A 17,226-nucleotide genomic window follows, 5' to 3' on the forward strand; every position below is an offset into this window, starting at 1 on the left:
TAAATGTTGACAGATTGTCGCAGGGGCCGCGCCCAGCAAAAAAGGCCGGCGCGAGGCCGGCCTTTGATCTCCAAACAATCTCAGAGAGATATCAGTACTTCGCGATCGCCGGGCCACCCCAGCGATAGTTCACGCGGACAAGCCCCATGTCGACATTTTGGCTGATGCGATCGGTGCCGTCAAAGACACCGGCGGGCGTGAAGAAGTCGCGGTTCCGGTTACCGAGGAAGATGTGGTCGTACTCAACGCCGACCGACCAGTTCGGAGCAAAGCCGACTTCCAGACCGGCACCAACCGTACCGCCCCAACGGGTGCTGCTGGCGGCCGAGGAGAGCAGGATGCCAGTCGGAGTGTCGAAGACGTCGAATTTGGTGTTAACCACAGCCGCGCCGCCCTTCACGTAGAACAGAACGTTGTTCCAGGCGTAGCCGACTTGGCCAGTGATCAGGCCAAACGCATCCATGCGCGAACGGTTGGTGACAAGCGCACCGTTGAGGGGGTTGAAAACAAACGAGCTGACAAAGTCGCCCGAGAAGTCGGCCCAGTTGCCCTGGCCTTCGACGCCGAACACCCACTGACTCGACTGCCAGCGATAGCCGATCTGACCACCGACGGTGCCGCCGGTCGCGTTGTGGCAGCCTTCGCGCGTCGCAAAGCCCGTCACGGGGTCAATGAAGTCCCAGCATGAGTGCATGGAGCCGCCGCCGCCGTTGATGCCGATGTAGAAGCCGCTCCAGTCGTAGATGGTGGCGACTACCGGTGGTGGAGCTTTGGTATAGGGACGCGCGGCGAGATCTGCCGCGCTTGCGGGAGCCGACAGGATCAACGCCGCGGCCCCGATTGCACCAAACAAAATCTTATTCATTGCAGTCTCCCCAGTTTCGTCCGCTTCTTGAGGTCCCCGAAGCGGCTGATTAGGCGCGACGCCCATATGAACTCAATTCCGAGGCGATCGTAGCCTAAGCTGGGGGTAGAGTCCGTCGCCCAAATGCAACAGTCGCGAGCCGATTGATGTGCGCGCAACTTGATGAATGTTAAGAGGTTTTCTTCGTTTGCGGGAACCCAAAAAAGTTCCATTCGGGTTCCGCATTTTGTTGTAGATTGGGCGGTCGCAGGTTCCCATTTTTTGGGGCTTCCTTAATGAGAACAAATCTGGAACAACCCGCGGGGCGGTGCTATATGTGGGGATAACCTGCGCGGCAACGGGCTGATCGGTGCGCGCAAGCGTATAGGGTCGCCTCAGCACAGGTCGCAGAGCATCGCGGAGAGCGGGCTCGGCCCTTTGAAATTCAGTGGCATTTGGAGCGGAGAGCGGCGATGGCGGGAAGCGTCAACAAGGTCATTCTGGTTGGAAATCTCGGCAAGGATCCTGAAATCCGCCGCACCCAGGACGGGCGGCCGATCGCCAACCTTTCTATCGCTACCTCGGAGACGTGGCGCGACAAGCAAACCGGCGAGCGCAAGGAAAAGACCGAGTGGCATCGCGTCGTGATCTTCAATGAAGGGCTCTGCAAGGTCGCCGAACAGTACCTGAAGAAGGGCGCCAAGGTTTACATCGAGGGTGCGCTGCAGACCCGCAAATGGACCGACCAGAGCGGCGCGGAGAAGTACTCCACCGAGGTCGTGCTCCAGGGCTTCAACTCCACGCTGACGATGCTTGACGGCCGCGGCGGTGGCGGGGGAGGCGGCAGCTTCGGCGACGAGCCTGGCGGCGATTTCGGCTCCTCAGGTCCCGTCAGCAGCGCGCCGCGCCGTCCCGTTGCCGCCGGCGGCGGTGGCCGCAACAACGACATGGACGACGATATTCCGTTCTAAAGTCGGCGCTGTCGCGACGGCATTCATTGGCACGGCAGCCGCTGGGACCAATTGGAGCGTCCGCTTTCCAGCTTCAATCGACCCTGACCTGTCCATCCTGCGGGCATCGAGCGACTGAGACCATGCCGACCGATGCCTGCCAGTTCTTCTACGATTGTGCCGGGTGCGGAGCCCGGCTCAAGCCCAAGGCCGGGGATTGCTGCGTGTTCTGCTCCTACGGCACGGTGCCGTGTCCGCCGATACAGCAGAGCGGCAAATGTTGCGGGTAAGGCCCTAACTGGGCAAAGCGCGCGGCCTCGGCGGAATCCAGAGCGAAGTCAGCGACTGAAAAGTCTTCTGATGCTTCCCGTTCATGGGCCGGCTTGGGGCGCCCGTCCATCGCATCGGCTTGCTCGCGTAAGACAACAGGATTTTCTTGCCAATTGACGGGTAAAGCTCGGCTTTTCCCGGCGAACCTCGTGCCCTCGCATGAGCTTTTGACGATTTGCGATGTGAATGCTATTAACTTTATGTTAATTCTATTTACATGCTCGGCTCCGCCGACCCCCGGCCATTCCGCTGCATGCCTTCGCGGCAATGACCGCCTTCGCGCTGGGCCTGGTGCAGTTCGCAGCCCCCAAGGGCACGCTGCCGCATCGGACGATCGGGTGGATCTGGGTGGGGCTGATGACTGTGGTGGCCGCATCCTCGTTCTGGATCCACGCCATCCGCCTGGTTGGGCCGTTCAGTCCGATCCATCTGTTGTCGATTTTCACGCTGGTAGTGCTGCCGCTCGCGGTGTGGCGGGCGCACACCCATCGCGTGGCCAATCATCGGCGCATGATGATCCTGCTGTTCACCGGTGCACTGGTGGTGGCGGGGGTGTTCACGCTGGTTCCCGGTGCATGATCCGTCCGGGTGATTTTCGGGGCCTGACGGGCGGTTTGCGGCAAGCCGTTTCCAGCATGCTTCCGATGGTGGCGAGAGGAGCGTAAGTCTCTGGAAAAACAGTCGGAAAAAGCGCCTCTGGGGACCCTTGCAAGGGTGGTTATCAGGGCTCCGATGCGCTATATGATTCCCAGATAAAACCTCACCGGATTTCCCCTTGGCTGACGACGACAACAAGCCCGGCGACCAGCCGGCGCAACCCTCGGACATTCGCCCCGTTTCCATCTACGAGGAGATGAAGAAGTCTTACCTCGATTACGCCATGAGCGTGATCGTAGCGCGTGCGCTGCCCGATGCGCGCGACGGGTTGAAGCCGGTGCATCGCCGCATCCTGTACTCGATGAACGAGCAGGGGCACACGCCTGACAAGAAGTACGTCAAGTCGGCGCGCGTGGTCGGTGACGTGATCGGTAAATATCATCCCCATGGCGACCAGTCGATCTACGACGCCATGGTCCGGATGGCGCAGGACTTCTCCATGCGCGTGCCGCTCATCGACGGCCAGGGCAATTTCGGCTCGGTCGACGGCGATCCCCCGGCCGCCTATCGGTACACCGAGGCGCGGCTGACGAAGGCGGCGCTGGCTCTGCTGGCCGACATCGACAAGGACACGGTCGACTTCCAGCCGAACTACGACAACAACGAGACCGAGCCCTCGGTCTTGCCGGCCAAGTTCCCGAACCTTCTCGTCAACGGTGCGGGCGGCATCGCGGTCGGTATGGCGACCAACATCCCGCCGCACAATCTCGGCGAGGTCATCGACGCCTGCATCGCGTTGATCGACAACCCTGCGCTCACCATCGACGAGCTCATCAACATCGTGCCGGGACCGGATTTCCCGACCGGCGGCGTCATTCTCGGACGGCAGGGCATCCGCGCCGCCTATCACCTCGGCCGCGGCTCGATCGTCATGCGCGGCAAGGTCGCGATCGAGACCATCCGCAAGGAGCGCGAGGCGATCGTCATCACCGAGATTCCGTACCAGGTGAACAAGGCGACGATGGTCGAGCGCATCGCCGAGCTGGTCAAGGAAAAGAAGATCGAGGGCATCGGTGACCTGCGCGATGAATCGGACCGCGAAGGCTACCGCGTCGTTATCGAATTGAAGCGCGACGCCGTGCCCGATGTGGTGCTGAACCAGCTGTACAGGTTCACGCCGCTGCAGACGAGCTTCGGCGTCAACATGGTGGCGCTCGACAGCGGCCGTCCGCGGATCATGCATCTGAAGGAACTGCTGGCCATCTTCGTCGACTTCCGTGAGCGGGTCGTCACGCGGCGCACCAAGTTCCTGCTCGCCAAGGCGCGCGATCGGGCACATATCCTGGTCGGCCTGGCGATTGCAGTCGCCAATATCGACGAAATGATCCGCGTGATCCGGACCTCGCCTGATCCGACCACTGCCCGCGACACCCTGATGTCGCGCGACTGGCCGGCCCGGGATGTCGAGGACATGCTCGCGTTGATCGATGATCCGCGCCACCGCATCAGCGAAGACGGCACGATCCGGCTGTCGTTGGAACAGGCGAGGGCCATTCTCGACCTGCGCCTTCAACGCCTCACCGCACTCGGCCGTGACGAAATCCGCGATGAACTCGACAAGCTCGCGGGCGAGATCGCCGATTATCTCGACATCCTGCGCTCGCGCGACCGTGTGCTGGGCATCATCAAGACCGAGCTTGCCGAGGGGAAGGCCGAGTTCGCGACCCCGCGCCGCACCGTGATCATGGAGCAGGAAGGCGAGGTCGAGGACGAGGACCTGATCCAGCGCGAGGATATGGTCGTCACCGTCTCGCATGCCGGCTACGTCAAGCGCGTGCCGCTGTCGGCCTACCGGGCGCAGCGCCGCGGCGGCAAGGGCCGCTCCGGCATGCAGACGCGCGATGAGGATTTCGTCAGCCGCCTGTTCGTGGCTTCCACGCACACGCCGGTGCTGTTCTTCTCCTCGCGCGGCCAGGTCTACAAGGAGAAGGTCTGGCGCCTGCCGATGGCCGCGCCGAACGCGCGCGGCAAGGCGCTGATCAACATCCTGCCGCTGGAGCAGGGCGAGCGCATCACCACCATCATGCCGCTGCCGGAGGACGAATCCACCTGGGGCCAGCTCGACGTGATGTTTGCTACCACGGGCGGCAACGTCCGGCGCAACAAGCTCTCCGACTTCGTCGACGTCCGCCGCTCCGGCATCATCGCGATGAAGCTCGACGACAATGAATCGATCGTCGACGTGCAGATCTGCACCGAGCGCGACGACGTGCTGCTGACCGGCGCCGGCGGCCAGTGCATCCGCTTCCCCGTCACCGATGTGCGCGTGTTCACCGGGCGCACCTCGATGGGTGTGCGCGGCATTGCGCTTGGCGACGGCGACAAGGTGATTTCGCTGGCGATCCTGCGCCACGTCGAGACCACCTCGGACGAACGCTCGGCGTATCTGAAGATGCGCCGCGCGGTGGCCGGCGAAGCCGCGGCTGAAGAGGCAGCAGGGGATGCCGAGGCCGAGGAGACCTCCGGCAGCTTCCAGCTCGCCCAGGAGCGCTATGTCGAGATGTCGGCGCAGGAGCAGGTCGTGCTCACCGTCTCCGTCAACGGCTACGGCAAGCGGACCTCGTCCTACGAGTACCGCACCACGGGTCGCGGCGGCAAAGGCATCGTCGCCATGAGCGTCAACAACCGCAACGGCAATCTGGTGGCCTCATTCCCGGTGGAAGACGCCGACCAGATCATGCTGGTCACCGACAAGGGGCAGCTGATCCGCTGCCCGGTCGAGGGCATCCGCGTCGCCGGCCGCTCGACCCAGGGCGTGATCGTGTTCGACACCGCCGAGGATGAGCATGTCGTCTCGGTCGAGCACATCACGGAAGAGGCGGAGAACGGGAACGGCGCGAACGGCGAGTAAACTGTAGCATCCCTGGCCCGGATGGAGCGCAAGCGAAGTCCGGGCTACGCACTGCAGACTTGCGCTAGATCTCCAGCTCCGTGCCGAACTCCACCACCTGTCCCGTCGGCACGCCGAAGAATGCGGCGGAGTGTTGGGCGTTGTGCTGCAGGAAAGCGAATAGCGACTCGCGCCAGACCCACATGCCCGGGATGTCCTCGCTCGGGATGATGGTCTCGCGGCCGACGTAGTAGGTCAGGTCGGAGAGATCGACGCCGGGCAGCTTACCCTGTCGACAGGCGAGTTTCAGCCCGTCGTAGATGGTCGGATTTTGCATGAAACCGTAATGCAGTATCACGCGGGTTATCCCCGTCGTGATCTCCATCACCTCGGTGACCTCCTGATCCGGGACATGCGGCACTTCCTCGATCTGCACGGTCACGATCACCACGCGTTCATGCAGCACCCGGTTGTGCTTGACGAACTGCGTCAGTGCGAGCGGGACGCCTTTCGATGTCGATGCCAGGAAGATGGACGTTCCGGGAAGCCGCGCACGGCATTGCTTGACCGCGGTCTCGATCAGGTCTTCCTCGGGTTGGCGTACTCGGGCACGGGCACTCTCGACAAGTTTCACGCCGCTGCGCCAGGTCAGCATCAGGAAGGCGACGAGGCCCGCAAGCACAAGGGGAAACCAGCCGCCTTCGAACAACTTGATCGAATTGGCGGCAACGAAGGTCGCGTCGATCACAAAGAAGAAGCCGTTGACTGCGATCACGAGCCACAACGAATAGCCCCACTGCACCGCGACCAAAGCGGCGAGAAGCGTGGTGATGGCCATGAGCAGCGACACCGCGATGCCGTAGGCGCCGGCGAGCGCGTCCGAACTGCGGAAGGCGAACACGGCGCCGAGCGTGGCCGCGGCGAGCAGCCAGTTGACCAGCGGCACATAGATCTGGCCAATCGCATGGCTCGTGGTGTGGCGGATCTGCATCCGGGGCAAAAAGCCGAGTTGGATCGACTGCTGCGTCAGCGAGTACACACCCGAAATGATGGCCTGCGAGGCGATCACTGTCGCGATCGCGGAGAATGCAACGAGCGGAAGTTGTGCCCAGCCCGGAGCGAGCTGGAAGAATGGATGGTCGAGTGCGCCGGGATCAGTGATCAGAAGTCCGCCCTGCCCGAAATAGTTGAGCATCAGCGCCGGCAGGCAGATGGTGAACCATGCAAGACGGATGGGGAAGCGGCCGAAATGCCCCATGTCCGCGTACATCGCTTCACCGCCGGTCACCGCGAGAAAGGCGGCGCCCATGATTGCGAAGCTGATATGGAAATCCTGGTGAAGCAGGAAGTCCACGGCGTAAAGCGGGCTCAGCGCGGCCAGTACCATCGGAGCCTGGACGATGCCGTGGATGCCGAGCGCGGCCAGGACGATGAACCAGGACAGCATGACCGGGCCAAAGATCCCGCCGATGAAGCTCGTACCTTGCTTCTGCATCGCGAACAGGCCGACCAGAATCGCGACGGTGATCGGGACCACGGCCGGCTCGAGCGATGGCGCATCCACCTTGAGGCCTTCGATCGCGCTCAAGACCGAGATCGCCGGCGTGATCGCGCCATCACCATAGAGCAGGGCGGCGCCAACAAGGCCGACGACAAGCAGGTGGGCTCGCCACGTGCCGGGTGCGGCATTGCGCGCATGAAGCAGCGCCAGGATTGCCACGATGCCGCCTTCACCGCGGTTGTCCGCACGCATGATAAGCGCCGCATATTTGATCGAAATGATCAGGATCAGCGCCCACAAGATCAGCGACACGACACCCAGAACGGCCTCTGGAGCGACCATGCCGTCATGGGCGGCGGCCCTGGCAGCTTCCTTCAGGGCGTAGAGGGGACTGGTGCCGATATCGCCGTAGACGACGCCCAGGGCGCCGAGGGTCAACGCGAATGGGAGCGGGCTCGGAGGATGGCCGGAGGCGATGGCGGGCGTAGTGGACATGGCGACCCCCAAATTGCTCCGCGCCCGCCGGATGATCCCTTGGGCACATCAGCAGTCTGCGACGAGACGTCGCAAATTGCTATGGGGTTTGCACGACGGGAAAATGACCTGCCTATGGGGTCCGGTCGGCAGTGACCAGGCGGGCTTCCCGGACGTCCGCCTTGGTGCCGGCCTGGCGCAGGCAGGAGGCCTCGAAGTTCGGCCAGGCCTGCTGTGAGCAGTCCTTGCCGATGGTGCGGATATCCAGCCGGTCACTCTTCGCGAGCGGCTGCGGAACGCTCGCTTCGACGGTCGGAGCGAAGCCGGGAAGGACGGTGAGGGCAGCAGCAACAAACGCGGCGATGGCAATCGCTGAGATGGTCTTGATCATTGACGGTCCCCTGTGATGCGGCCGCTACGCCCAGTATGCGGCCCGTCATTCGTTGGGCGGACTAGTAACCATGGCCAGTTTCCGGACGTCTTCGCAGACGCGGGAAATGGTTTCGTTCACTCTCCGTTTTGTTTCGTGGCCGCCCTAGGCGCGAAACAATCCCCGGGATTCCGGCATGGTTCTGCGGAAAAGCGGGCAGGGAACCCGTCCGGCTTGCCGGGCCGGGCCGGGCGCGGTAGGACGGGGTCATGCCCCGCATTGCCTTCTACCCAGGTTCCTTCGACCCCATCACCAACGGCCATCTGGACGTGGTCCGGAACAGTGCCCCCCTGTGCGACCGGCTGGTGGTCGCGATCGGGGTCCATCCTGGAAAGAAGCCGTTGTTCTCGACCGAGGAGCGGCTGAAGATGCTGCACGACGTCTGTGGGCCGGTGGCGGCCGAGGCCGGCTGCGTCCTCGAAGCTGTGACCTACGACGATCTCGCGGTCACCGCGGCCCGCAGGCACGGCGCAACCATCATGGTTCGGGGACTGCGCGACGGCACCGATCTCGACTACGAGATGCAGCTCGCCGGCATGAACGGCACCATGGCGCCAGAGGTGCAAACCATCTTCCTGCCGGCCTCTCCGGCGGTCCGGCCGATCACCGCCACTTTGGTGCGCCAGATCGCCGGCATGGGCGGGGACGTCTCGGCCTTCGTCCCGCCGCAGGTTGCGGCACAGCTCAAGGCAAAATTCGCCTGATAACGGCGCGCTTCTTCTTTTAACTGGTCCGGAGTTGTCATGATCCGAATTCTCGCAGTTCTTGCCGCGCTCGTGTTCGCGGTGCCGGCGGTGGCGCAGCAATTGCCGCCCAATCTCGACAAGGCCAACGCCATCGTCATCGACACCACCAAGGGCCGCATCGTCATCAAGCTGCGCACTGACCTTGCGCCCCAGCATGCCGAGCGCATCAAGCAGCTGGCGCGCGAGGATTACTACAATAACGTGCCGTTCCATCGCGTCATGGACGGCTTCATGGCGCAGACCGGCGACGGTCAGAATTTCAACGGCACCGGCGGCTCGAAATATCCGAACCTGAAGCAGGAATTCTCCAAGGTGCATTTCGCGCGCGGCATCGTCGGCATGGCCCGGCGCGGCGACAGCGTCGACAGCGCGAACTCGCAGTTCTTCATCATGTTCGCCGACGGTGGCAGCCTCGACGGCCAGTACACCGTGATCGGCGAAGTTGTGCAGGGCATGGATGTCGTCGACAAGCTGAAGAAGGCGCCGCCCGGCTCGGCAAGCGGCTCTGTCACCGATCCTGACAAGATGGTGAAGGTGCAGGTCGCTTCCGACATCAAGTAAGCGCGGCCGTGGCGCGCTGGGGCAAAAAGCTCCTGCTGGCTGCCGCGACGCTGCTGCTTGGCGTCTCCGGCGCAGTCGCCGAGGACGCGCAGGTCGACACCATCAAGGACGTCTTCCAGCATCTGCGTACCTGCTGGAAGCCGCCGCCGGCCGCGAAGGCTCGCCCTATCGACATCACCGTCGTCGTGAGCTTTAACCGGTCCGGAAACATTTTGGGTCATCCGAGGATTTCCTATGAATCCGCGGAGGCCTCCGACAATGACCGGCTGCAATACCGGATCGCGGTGATGGAGGCGTTGCAACGTTGCACGCCGATGCCATTTACCGATGCAATGGCCGGCGCCGCCGCGGGACGTCCATTCGCGATCCAGTTCCGTAGCCGGAAGACTTCACCCCCAACGCAAGAGAGACGAGCATGAGCGTCACCGAAAACACCCTGATCCTCGAGACCACGCAGGGCCCCGTCACCATCGAGATGCGGCCCGACCTCGCGCCCGGCCATGTCGCGCGCATCAAGGAACTGGTCCGCGAGGGCTTCTACGACGGCATCGTGTTCCACCGTGTGATCGAGGGCTTCATGGCGCAGACCGGCTGTCCGCACGGCACCGGCACCGGCGGCTCCGGCAAGAAGCTGAAGGCCGAATTCAACAAGGAGCCCCATGTGCGCGGCACCGCTTCGATGGCCCGCGCCGCGAGCCCCGATTCCGGCGACAGCCAGTTCTTCATCTGCTTCGACGACGCCCGCTTCCTCGACAACCAATACACGGTGTGGGGCAAGGTCACCGAGGGCATGGAGAATGTCGACAAGATCAAGCGAGGCGAGCCCGTGCAGAACCCCGACAAGATCGTCAAGGCGCGGATGGCCGCGGACAAGGAGTGACTGCTCGACCCTCATCCTGAGGAGCGCGGAACGCGCGTCTCGAAGGATGAAAGCCCCGCTGCTGCAGCTCGGCCTTCATGATTCGAGACGGCGCGTCGCGCCTCCTCACCATGAGGGTCTGGCTGTGCTGCGCCAGACTTGACCATGCGCACTGATCTCTTCGATTTCGACCTGCCAGCCGAGCGCATCGCCCTGCGCCCGGCGAGCCCGCGCGACTCCGCGCGGCTGCTGGTTGTCGAGAACGGCGCGCTGCGCGACCAGATCATCGCCGACCTGCCGCAATCGCTGAAGCCGGGCGACGAGCTCGTCGTCAACGACACCAGAGTGATCGCGGCGCAGCTGAAGGGACGCCGCATCGGCCGCGAGACCGAGCCGAAGATCGAGGCGACGCTGATCAAGCGGCTCGACGGTTCGCGCTGGCAGGCGCTGGTGAAGCCCGCGAAGAAACTCATCGCCGGAGACAGCATCCGCTTCGGCAATGAAGGCAAGGTCTGCCTGCTCGGCCATCTCGATGCCGAGGTCGAGGCGAAGGGCGCGGAGGGCGAGGTGACGCTGTCATTCTCGTTCCACGGTCCGGCGCTCGATCAGGCAATCGCCGATCTCGGCAGCCCTCCGCTGCCGCCCTACATCGCCTCGAAACGTACGCCTGACGATCAGGACCTTGCCGATTACCAGACGATGTTCGCGGTGAATGAAGGCGCGGTCGCAGCGCCGACCGCGGGGCTCCATTTCACCCCGGCGCTGGAGCAGGCGCTACGCGAGCGCGGCGTCGGCATCAACCGCGTCACGCTGCATGTCGGAGCAGGGACGTTCCTGCCGGTGAAGGTGGACGACACCGAAGGCCACAAGATGCATGCAGAGTGGGGCACGATCTCGGCCAAGACGGCGGAGCGGGTCAACGCCGCGCGAAAAAAATGGCGGCCGCATCATCGCCGTCGGCAGCACGTCATTGCGGCTGCTGGAAAGCGCCGCCAGCGAGGATGGCACCATTCAGCCCTTCGCGGCCGAGACGTCGATCTTCATCACCCCCGGCTATCGCTTCCGCTCCGTCGATATCTTGCTGACCAATTTCCACCTGCCGAAGTCGACGCTGTTCATGCTGGTGTCGGCGTTCTCGGGGCTCGACACGATGAAGCGGGCCTATGCGCATGCGATTGCGAACGGCTACCGGTTCTATTCGTACGGGGATGCGTGCTTGCTGTTTCGGGCAGAGGGCTAGCCGTAAGCGCGCCTCTATCACCGTCACCCTGAGGTGCTCGCCTCTTTGGCGAGCCTCGAAGGGCGACGGCCCGTTGCTGCATCTCGCCCGCTCATCCTTCGAGGCCCACCCAGCGGCGCGCTGCACCGCTGGGTTCGCGCCTCAGGATGACGGATCCAGAGCGCGTTACGCCATCACGCGCTGCGGAAGCAGCTCGGCGATCTGCACTGCATTCAGCGCCGCGCCCTTCAAGAGCTGATCCGCCGCGACGAACATCGAGATCGAATGCCCTGAGGGATCGCTGAGGTCCTTGCGGATGCGGCCGACCAGGACGTCGTCCTGGCCCGAAGCGTCGATCGGCATCGGGAAGTAGTTCTTCACACGATCGTCGACGATCTTCACGCCGGGCGCCTGCGCCATGATGGCGCGGACCTGGTCCTCGGTGATCGGCTTCTCGCATTCGAAGGTGATGGCTTCGCAATGGGCGCGCAGCACCGGCACGCGGACGCAGGTGACGCCGACCGCGATTGTCTCGTCCTCGAAGATCTTGCGGGTCTCCTTGATGACCTTGGTCTCTTCGTCGTTGTAGCCGGTGTCTGGATCGACGGCGGTGTTGTGGTTGAACAGATTGAAGGCGTAGGGGTGTGGCATCACCTTGGGCGTGTAGACCTGCCCGTTCAGATTGGCGCGGGTGGACTCGACGAGTTCATCCATCGCGGCAGCGCCGGCGCCGGAGGCGGCCTGGTAGGTCGCAATGATCACGCGCTTGATGCGGTTCTTCTGGTGGATTGGCCAGAGCGGCACCAGCGCAGTGATGGCCGCGCAGTTCGGGTTCGCGATGATGCCCTTGTGATCGCGGATACGGTTCGCGTTGATCTCGGGGATCACCAGCGGCACGTTCGGGTCCATGCGGAAGGCGGAGGAGTTGTCGACCACGACGGCGCCGGCCTTGACTGCGATCGGTGCGTACTTCTTCGAGATGCCGCTGCCGGCGGAGAACAGGGCGATGTCGACCCCTTCAAAGGCGCGCTCGGTCAATTCCTCGATGATGACGTCCTTGCCGCGAAACGACACCGTCTTGCCGGCCGAGCGGGCGCTGGCCAGCGCCTTGAGCTTGCCGACGCGAAAGCCGCGCTTGTCCATGGTGGCGATGAATTCGGCGCCCACCGCACCGGTGACGCCGACAATCGCGACGACGGGATCGTTACTCACTTTGTCCTCCATTGCATTTCAGTTGAGCATGATCCTGTCGGAAAACCGGATTCCACTTTTCCGGATCATGCGGTTGAGATTTAGACAACAAAAAAGCCCCGGACCATCGAGGGCGGGGCTTCGGTAGAGCTGATGCGTTTAAGTCGACGACTACGCGCGCACGCCTCCCCGGGCCCCGAAGGCCGTGGTGGTTTTGGTCGTGCGTTTGGTGGTCGTGAACATAGCGGCGACTTATGCGGGAGAGTCTTGCGCCCGTCAATGGCTTTCAGGCGGGATTGTGGCCATGGGCGGCATTTGCCGCTACTTGGCCCGGGCGCCCGGCGGCTCGAGGATGACCTCCTTGAGGTCGTCGCCGCTGATGACGACGATCGCGAAATTCAGCCGGCCGCGTTCGCGGATGAGGCCGCCGCTGATCGCCCTGCCGGAGGCTGCGTGCTCGGCGACGCGCACGGCATCCGCGAGGCGGTGCCTGATCGCACCGAGCGCCGCGAGATTGCTGCGATCGTCGCGGTCGAGCTCGGCAAGGGGAAGGGCAGCTTCTCCGCCGACAAGCTCGCCGGTTGCTGCATTGATGGTGTGGCGCCAGATCCGGTCGTTGTGCAGGGTTTTCACCCGATAGACCGGCACGCCGGCGGCCCCGTCAAAACTCACATCCGCCGTCGTGGCGCCGGCATGCCGGGCCTCGGCGATCGCCATGGCCTGACTGATCGAGATCGAGGAGCTGCGGAAGCGCTCGATCTCGCGGCTGACGGCCTGGCGATCAGCTTCGGCATCACCATCTGTTTCGCTACGAAGGGCGGTCGGCGTGCCCGCGGTGACGATCGCCCGCGCTGGAGCTGCGAGGAGGAGCGCGGACAGGGGGATCGTGAGCAACTGCTTCAAGCCTTTGGCAGCGCGCATTGTTAGTCTCCATGAGACCGGCGTCTTACCGGCCGCCGAGCCGGATCGTCTTGGACAGAATTGCGCGGCCGACCTTGGGCATCGGCCGGCCGCGGAGCGTCGCGACGGGCTGTACCTGCCGCGGCGATCGAAGCGATACGGACCTCTTTTGGGGCTGGTGAAGAAAAGCGATCCGCATCGCCTTATAACTAAACCATACCGTATCGTTCTATTTTGGTCAACGACGCGGGGGTGACCCCGTTGGGGATAGATCGCAACCTCACGGAATTGTCAGCGGGAGAGGCGCCGCCGCTGCGTGCTCTTGGCCGTGTCCTGGACGCGGTCCGCAGGTCCCAGCGCGCCGGCAAGGAACAGCTTGATCGCCGCGCGCATCCGCTTTTCCGCCGCCTTCATCTCCGGCGCCGTTCCAAACGTTGCCAAGCGATGGTTGTGACCGACGACGACGTCGAGAAACACTTCTGCCGCGATGGTGGTGTCGTCGACGTCGAGCGCGCCTTGCGCCACCAGATGGTCGAAGAAGCGCGCTGTGGTGGCGACAGCCTTGAGCCAGCCTTCCTCTTTGCCGAGCTTGGCGACATCGGGGAAGTTGATGGCCTGTGACGTCATCATTCGGCTGAAGGCGACGGCATCGGGCCCGCAGGTGAAGGTGAGCATCTCGCGCCCGATCGCGACCAGCCGCTGCTCGACCGAGATGTCCAAGTCGCTGCTGAGCTGCGTTTCTGCCGCAGCCGACAGAGGCGCGAGCCAGCGCTCGATTTCGCGCCTGAGCACTGCCGCAAACAGGCCGCGCTTGTCGCCGTAACGGGAATAGACGGTGGGCTTGCTGACGCGGGCCGCTTCCGCGACCGCATCGAGCGAGGTCGCGTCAAACCCACGATCCAGGAACAGGCGTGTGGCGACCTCGATCAGCCTCTGGTCGCGCTCGATTGCCGCAGATTTCGTCGGCCGGCCGCCGCGCGATTTCGGCACCTCGCGCCGCGGCGCTGCCGATCTTGTCCTGGTCGCAGTCAATCCCATGCCCACTGATTCCTGCGCGTTTCTGACAGTCGTCATTTAATCTATATCGCGCAGGGGCGGGGGCGTCATCGCGAATCTGGCCGTATGTCAACGGTTTCTGCAAAGCGTCGTTCCGTCACGAGGGGTCATGGCAGCGTCGAGGTCCACGCCTGGCCCGCTGCCGCCTTCTCATATCCGTACAGATACAGCGCGCGCATATAGGCGGTGTCGAACCCTTCCGAGGGCGGCGCCGGATAATCACGGGCGATGTAGGAGAGGTGGAAGCCCAGGTGGTTGCGCTTGGCGAAATCATAGGTCGAGAAGATGATCGAGCGCGTCTGCGACTGCGTGATCGACGACAGGCTGCGCGAGGCGACGTCGATGGTGCTGTTGGACACGAGCTCGAAATTGCGTTCGATCTTCTTGTTGACGAGGATGTAGATGTTCATCCGCGCATTGCCCGGCAAGCGGTCCTGGGAGAGCAGGGCTTCCGGCAGCGTCAGCACCGGCGCCGTGACGCCGCCGTCGACATGCATCTCCTGAAACCTGCGACCCTGGCCTTCGGCGTCGATCATGATGGGCGGAAATACCAGCGGAATGCTGGCGGAAGCCGCCATCACGTCGCGAAACAGTTTTAGCGCTTCGGGTGTTCCGACTGCAGCGATCTTGCCCATGTCCCAGATCGCGGTCCGCTGCGTGTCGAGATCGGTCGTCACCACCAGCAGCTTCCGGCCCCTGGCATTCTCGCGCGCGACCTGGGCCATGATCTCAGGTCCGACATAGCGGGCGACGAGCTCGCGCAGCCGCGTGTTGCCGAACAGGCCGGATCCGAACAGTACGCGCATGATGCTGGGATCATTCAGCAGGCTCTCGGCGATGCCGCTGGTGTAGACCTCCCGCAGCGTGTCGTCGTATTGCGAGCCGAGGAACGCAAAGGGCGCGATCAAGCCGCCGGTGCTCACGCCCGAGACGACCGCGAAGGTGGGGCGGGTGCCGGCCGCGGTCCAGCCGTTCAGCACGCCGACGCCGTAAGCCCCGTCGGCGCCGCCGCCTGAAAGCGCCAGATAGCTCTTGGTCGCGGTGCTAATTTCCTTCTCGAAGCTGAACTTCGTGACGGGCTCGTCGGCGTAGCGGCGCAGGCCGTCGATATCGAGCACGCGCGAGGTGCTGGCATCGGCGGCCGTATAGGGCGTGCGGGGCAGAGAGGTGCAGGCGGCGAGTGCCAGGCTGCACGCCAGCACGTAGAACCCGGTCAGGCGGACGCCTGCCCTCTTCGTCCGTTCATCGGAAGGGCTGGACACGTCAGTCGAACATGAGGCGATGGGCATCGTCGGCGGCTGGCGATCACGCGAATACTGCCGCCGGCGATCGCGCCACGGCATTACGTCCAGCCCCCTACGAGAAAACTATACTGTATCGTTTTATTTGACAAGCTGCGGCGGATGTCACGTCCGCGTCAAATGTGTCCCAGTCTGAGGCATCGCACGGCTCGGAGCGGGTTGATCGGCCCCGCCCGACACGCAATAAGCACCGCCATGAATCTTCCCGATAACAGTCTACCCAATCATTTCGAGCTGCTCGCGATCGATGGCGCCGCGCGCACCGGCCTCCTGACCACGCCGCACGGCGTGGTGCGCACGCCGGCCTTCATGCCGGTCGGCACCGCCGGCGCCATGAAGGGCATGCATTGGCGCGAGGTGCGCGATGCCGGCGCCGACATCGTGCTCGGCAATACCTACCATTTGATGCTGCGTCCCGGCGCCGAACGCATCGCGGCGCTCGGCGGCCTGCAGCGGTTCACCGGCTGGAACGGTCCGATGCTGACGGACTCCGGCGGCTTCCAGGTGATGTCGCTTTCGGACCTACGCAAGGTCAGCGAGAACGCCGTCACGTTCCGCTCGCATATCGACGGCGCCAAGGTGGAACTGTCGCCGGAGCGCTCGATCGAGGTGCAGCGATTTCTCGGCTCCGACATCGCCATGCAGATGGACGAATGCGTGCGGCTGCCGGCCGAGCGCGACGACATTGAGCGCGCGATGCGCCTGTCGCTGCGCTGGGCCGAACGCTCCAAACGCGCCTTCGAGAGCGCGCCGGACGGGTACATGCTGTTCGGCATCGTGCAGGGCGGCGACATCCCGCAGCTTCGCCATGCGAGCGCGAAGGGCCTCGTCGAGATCGGGTTCCACGGCTATGCGATTGGTGGCCTTGCCGTCGGCGAACCGCAGGCCGTGATGCTGGCGATGATCGACGAGACTGCGCCGGCGCTGCCGACCGACCGGCCGCGCTATCTGATGGGTGTCGGCACGCCCGACGACATTCTCGAAGCGGTGAAGCGCGGCGTCGACATGTTCGATTGCGTGATGCCGACGCGCAATGGCCGGCATGGCGTTGCCTTCACCCGCTTTGGCCAGGTGAATTTGCGCAACGCGCGCCATGCCGACGATCCCCGTCCACTGGACGAAGAGAGTTCATGGCCAGCGGCGCGCAACTACGCGCGCGCTTACCTGCATCATCTCGTCAAGGCGGGTGAGACGCTGGGGGGCGATGCTGCTGTCCGAGATCAATATTGCTTACTACCAGTTCCTGATGCAGGGCATCAGAGACGCGATCGCGCGCGGAAGTTTCGAAGAATTCTATCAGCGGACGCGTGAGGACTGGGCGAGGGGCGACATCGCCCCGCGCTAGGTCAGAGGATGATCCGAAAAAGTGTGAAGCGG

At 63.8% G+C, this 17,226-nt stretch carries 15 protein-coding genes and 2 pseudogenes; 10 read left to right on the plus strand and 7 right to left on the minus strand.

From position 1 onward, the window contains the following. Positions 1-91: 91 nt before the first annotated feature. Entirely contained in the window at positions 92-865 is a 774-nt protein-coding gene (locus AC629_RS03590) for an outer membrane protein (RefSeq protein ID WP_084803409.1), read from the minus strand. 452 nt (positions 866-1,317) lie between these two features. Between AC629_RS03590 and AC629_RS03600 the strand changes: the two genes are divergently transcribed. The 4 genes from AC629_RS03600 (at position 1,318) to gyrA (ending at position 5,632) form a co-directional block, all read left to right on the plus strand. Next, the gene (locus AC629_RS03600; protein WP_084803411.1) at positions 1,318-1,815 is read left to right on the plus strand and encodes a single-stranded DNA-binding protein; all 498 of its coding nucleotides are present in this window, start codon (positions 1,318-1,320) and stop codon (positions 1,813-1,815) included. Positions 1,816-1,865: 50 nt separating this feature from the next. After that, a complete protein-coding gene (locus AC629_RS49725; RefSeq protein ID WP_143198882.1) occupies positions 1,866-2,084 on the plus strand; it encodes a GDCCVxC domain-containing (seleno)protein in 219 nt (72 codons plus the stop codon). Between the two features lie 283 nt (positions 2,085-2,367). Further along, complete coding sequence (locus tag AC629_RS03610) at positions 2,368-2,703, plus strand: DUF2306 domain-containing protein (RefSeq protein ID WP_283845447.1); 336 nt, start codon at positions 2,368-2,370, stop codon at positions 2,701-2,703. A 196-nt stretch (positions 2,704-2,899) separates the two neighbouring features. Further along, on the plus strand, positions 2,900-5,632 hold the full coding sequence (gene gyrA / locus AC629_RS03615; RefSeq protein ID WP_084803413.1) for a DNA gyrase subunit A: 2,733 nt from the start codon (positions 2,900-2,902) through the stop codon (positions 5,630-5,632). Positions 5,633-5,696: 64 nt separating this feature from the next. On the opposite strand, the gene AC629_RS03620 is transcribed toward gyrA, so the two are convergent. Together AC629_RS03620 and AC629_RS03625 are read right to left on the minus strand one after the other, a co-directional pair. Further along, entirely contained in the window at positions 5,697-7,607 is a 1,911-nt protein-coding gene (locus AC629_RS03620) for a potassium transporter Kup (protein ID WP_084803414.1), read from the minus strand. A 112-nt stretch (positions 7,608-7,719) separates the two neighbouring features. Next, positions 7,720-7,977: a hypothetical protein gene (locus tag AC629_RS03625; protein ID WP_084803415.1), complete on the minus strand. Its 258-nt coding sequence runs from the start codon at positions 7,975-7,977 to the stop codon at positions 7,720-7,722. A gap of 248 nt (positions 7,978-8,225) precedes the next feature. Between AC629_RS03625 and coaD the strand changes: the two genes are divergently transcribed. The 5 genes and pseudogenes from coaD to queA all read left to right on the plus strand — a co-directional run bounded on the left by coaD (position 8,226) and on the right by queA (position 11,422). Beyond that, positions 8,226-8,720 carry a pantetheine-phosphate adenylyltransferase gene (gene coaD / locus AC629_RS03630; RefSeq protein ID WP_084803416.1) on the plus strand — a complete coding sequence of 165 codons (495 nt, stop codon included), beginning with the start codon at positions 8,226-8,228 and terminating at the stop codon, positions 8,718-8,720. A gap of 39 nt (positions 8,721-8,759) precedes the next feature. Further along, positions 8,760-9,323 carry a peptidylprolyl isomerase gene (locus AC629_RS03635; protein WP_084803417.1) on the plus strand — a complete coding sequence of 188 codons (564 nt, stop codon included), beginning with the start codon at positions 8,760-8,762 and terminating at the stop codon, positions 9,321-9,323. 8 nt (positions 9,324-9,331) lie between these two features. After that, positions 9,332-9,742 (plus strand): UCP034077 family protein, encoded by a 411-nt coding sequence (locus AC629_RS03640; RefSeq protein ID WP_084803418.1) that lies wholly within the window; start codon positions 9,332-9,334, stop codon positions 9,740-9,742. Further along, positions 9,739-10,203, plus strand: a complete 465-nt coding sequence (locus tag AC629_RS03645; RefSeq protein WP_035702663.1) for a peptidylprolyl isomerase — start codon at positions 9,739-9,741, stop codon at positions 10,201-10,203. Before AC629_RS03640 ends, AC629_RS03645 begins: the two co-directional genes overlap by 4 nt. Before the next feature lie 144 nt (positions 10,204-10,347). Next, a pseudogene (gene queA, locus AC629_RS03650) lies at positions 10,348-11,422 on the plus strand (tRNA preQ1(34) S-adenosylmethionine ribosyltransferase-isomerase QueA). A gap of 165 nt (positions 11,423-11,587) precedes the next feature. Here the strand turns inward: queA and AC629_RS03655 are convergent. The 4 genes from AC629_RS03655 to AC629_RS03670 all read right to left on the minus strand — a co-directional run bounded on the left by AC629_RS03655 (position 11,588) and on the right by AC629_RS03670 (position 15,810). Then, the gene (locus tag AC629_RS03655; protein ID WP_084803419.1) at positions 11,588-12,625 is read right to left on the minus strand and encodes an aspartate-semialdehyde dehydrogenase; all 1,038 of its coding nucleotides are present in this window, start codon (positions 12,623-12,625) and stop codon (positions 11,588-11,590) included. A gap of 288 nt (positions 12,626-12,913) precedes the next feature. After that, positions 12,914-13,513, minus strand: coding sequence for a PepSY domain-containing protein (locus AC629_RS03660; RefSeq protein WP_084803420.1), 600 nt, complete (start codon positions 13,511-13,513; stop codon positions 12,914-12,916). A 270-nt stretch (positions 13,514-13,783) separates the two neighbouring features. Then, positions 13,784-14,530, minus strand: a complete 747-nt coding sequence (locus AC629_RS03665; RefSeq protein WP_084803421.1) for a TetR/AcrR family transcriptional regulator — start codon at positions 14,528-14,530, stop codon at positions 13,784-13,786. A gap of 125 nt (positions 14,531-14,655) precedes the next feature. Continuing rightward, a complete protein-coding gene (locus AC629_RS03670; protein ID WP_084803427.1) occupies positions 14,656-15,810 on the minus strand; it encodes a patatin-like phospholipase family protein in 1,155 nt (384 codons plus the stop codon). Positions 15,811-16,044: 234 nt separating this feature from the next. Here AC629_RS03670 and tgt point away from each other — a divergent pair. Beyond that, positions 16,045-17,194, plus strand: a pseudogene (gene tgt, locus AC629_RS03675) (tRNA guanosine(34) transglycosylase Tgt). Positions 17,195-17,226: the final 32 nt, after the last annotated feature.

Origin of the sequence: Bradyrhizobium sp. NAS80.1 (assembly GCF_001908205.1) — a bacterium.
Lineage (GTDB): Bacteria > Pseudomonadota > Alphaproteobacteria > Rhizobiales > Xanthobacteraceae > Bradyrhizobium.

Coding starts and splice junctions, on each gene's coding strand:
- AC629_RS03590 (WP_084803409.1), bottom strand. CDS start 865: ATGAATAAGATTTTGTTTGGTGCAATCGGGGCCGCGGCGTTGATCCTG.
- AC629_RS03600 (WP_084803411.1), top strand. CDS start 1,318: ATGGCGGGAAGCGTCAACAAGGTCATTCTGGTTGGAAATCTCGGCAAG.
- AC629_RS03620 (WP_084803414.1), bottom strand. CDS start 7,607: ATGTCCACTACGCCCGCCATCGCCTCCGGCCATCCTCCGAGCCCGCTC.
- AC629_RS03625 (WP_084803415.1), bottom strand. CDS start 7,977: ATGATCAAGACCATCTCAGCGATTGCCATCGCCGCGTTTGTTGCTGCT.
- coaD (WP_084803416.1), top strand. CDS start 8,226: ATGCCCCGCATTGCCTTCTACCCAGGTTCCTTCGACCCCATCACCAAC.
- AC629_RS03635 (WP_084803417.1), top strand. CDS start 8,760: ATGATCCGAATTCTCGCAGTTCTTGCCGCGCTCGTGTTCGCGGTGCCG.
- AC629_RS03645 (WP_035702663.1), top strand. CDS start 9,739: ATGAGCGTCACCGAAAACACCCTGATCCTCGAGACCACGCAGGGCCCC.
- AC629_RS03655 (WP_084803419.1), bottom strand. CDS start 12,625: ATGGAGGACAAAGTGAGTAACGATCCCGTCGTCGCGATTGTCGGCGTC.
- AC629_RS03660 (WP_084803420.1), bottom strand. CDS start 13,513: ATGCGCGCTGCCAAAGGCTTGAAGCAGTTGCTCACGATCCCCCTGTCC.
- AC629_RS03665 (WP_084803421.1), bottom strand. CDS start 14,530: ATGGGATTGACTGCGACCAGGACAAGATCGGCAGCGCCGCGGCGCGAG.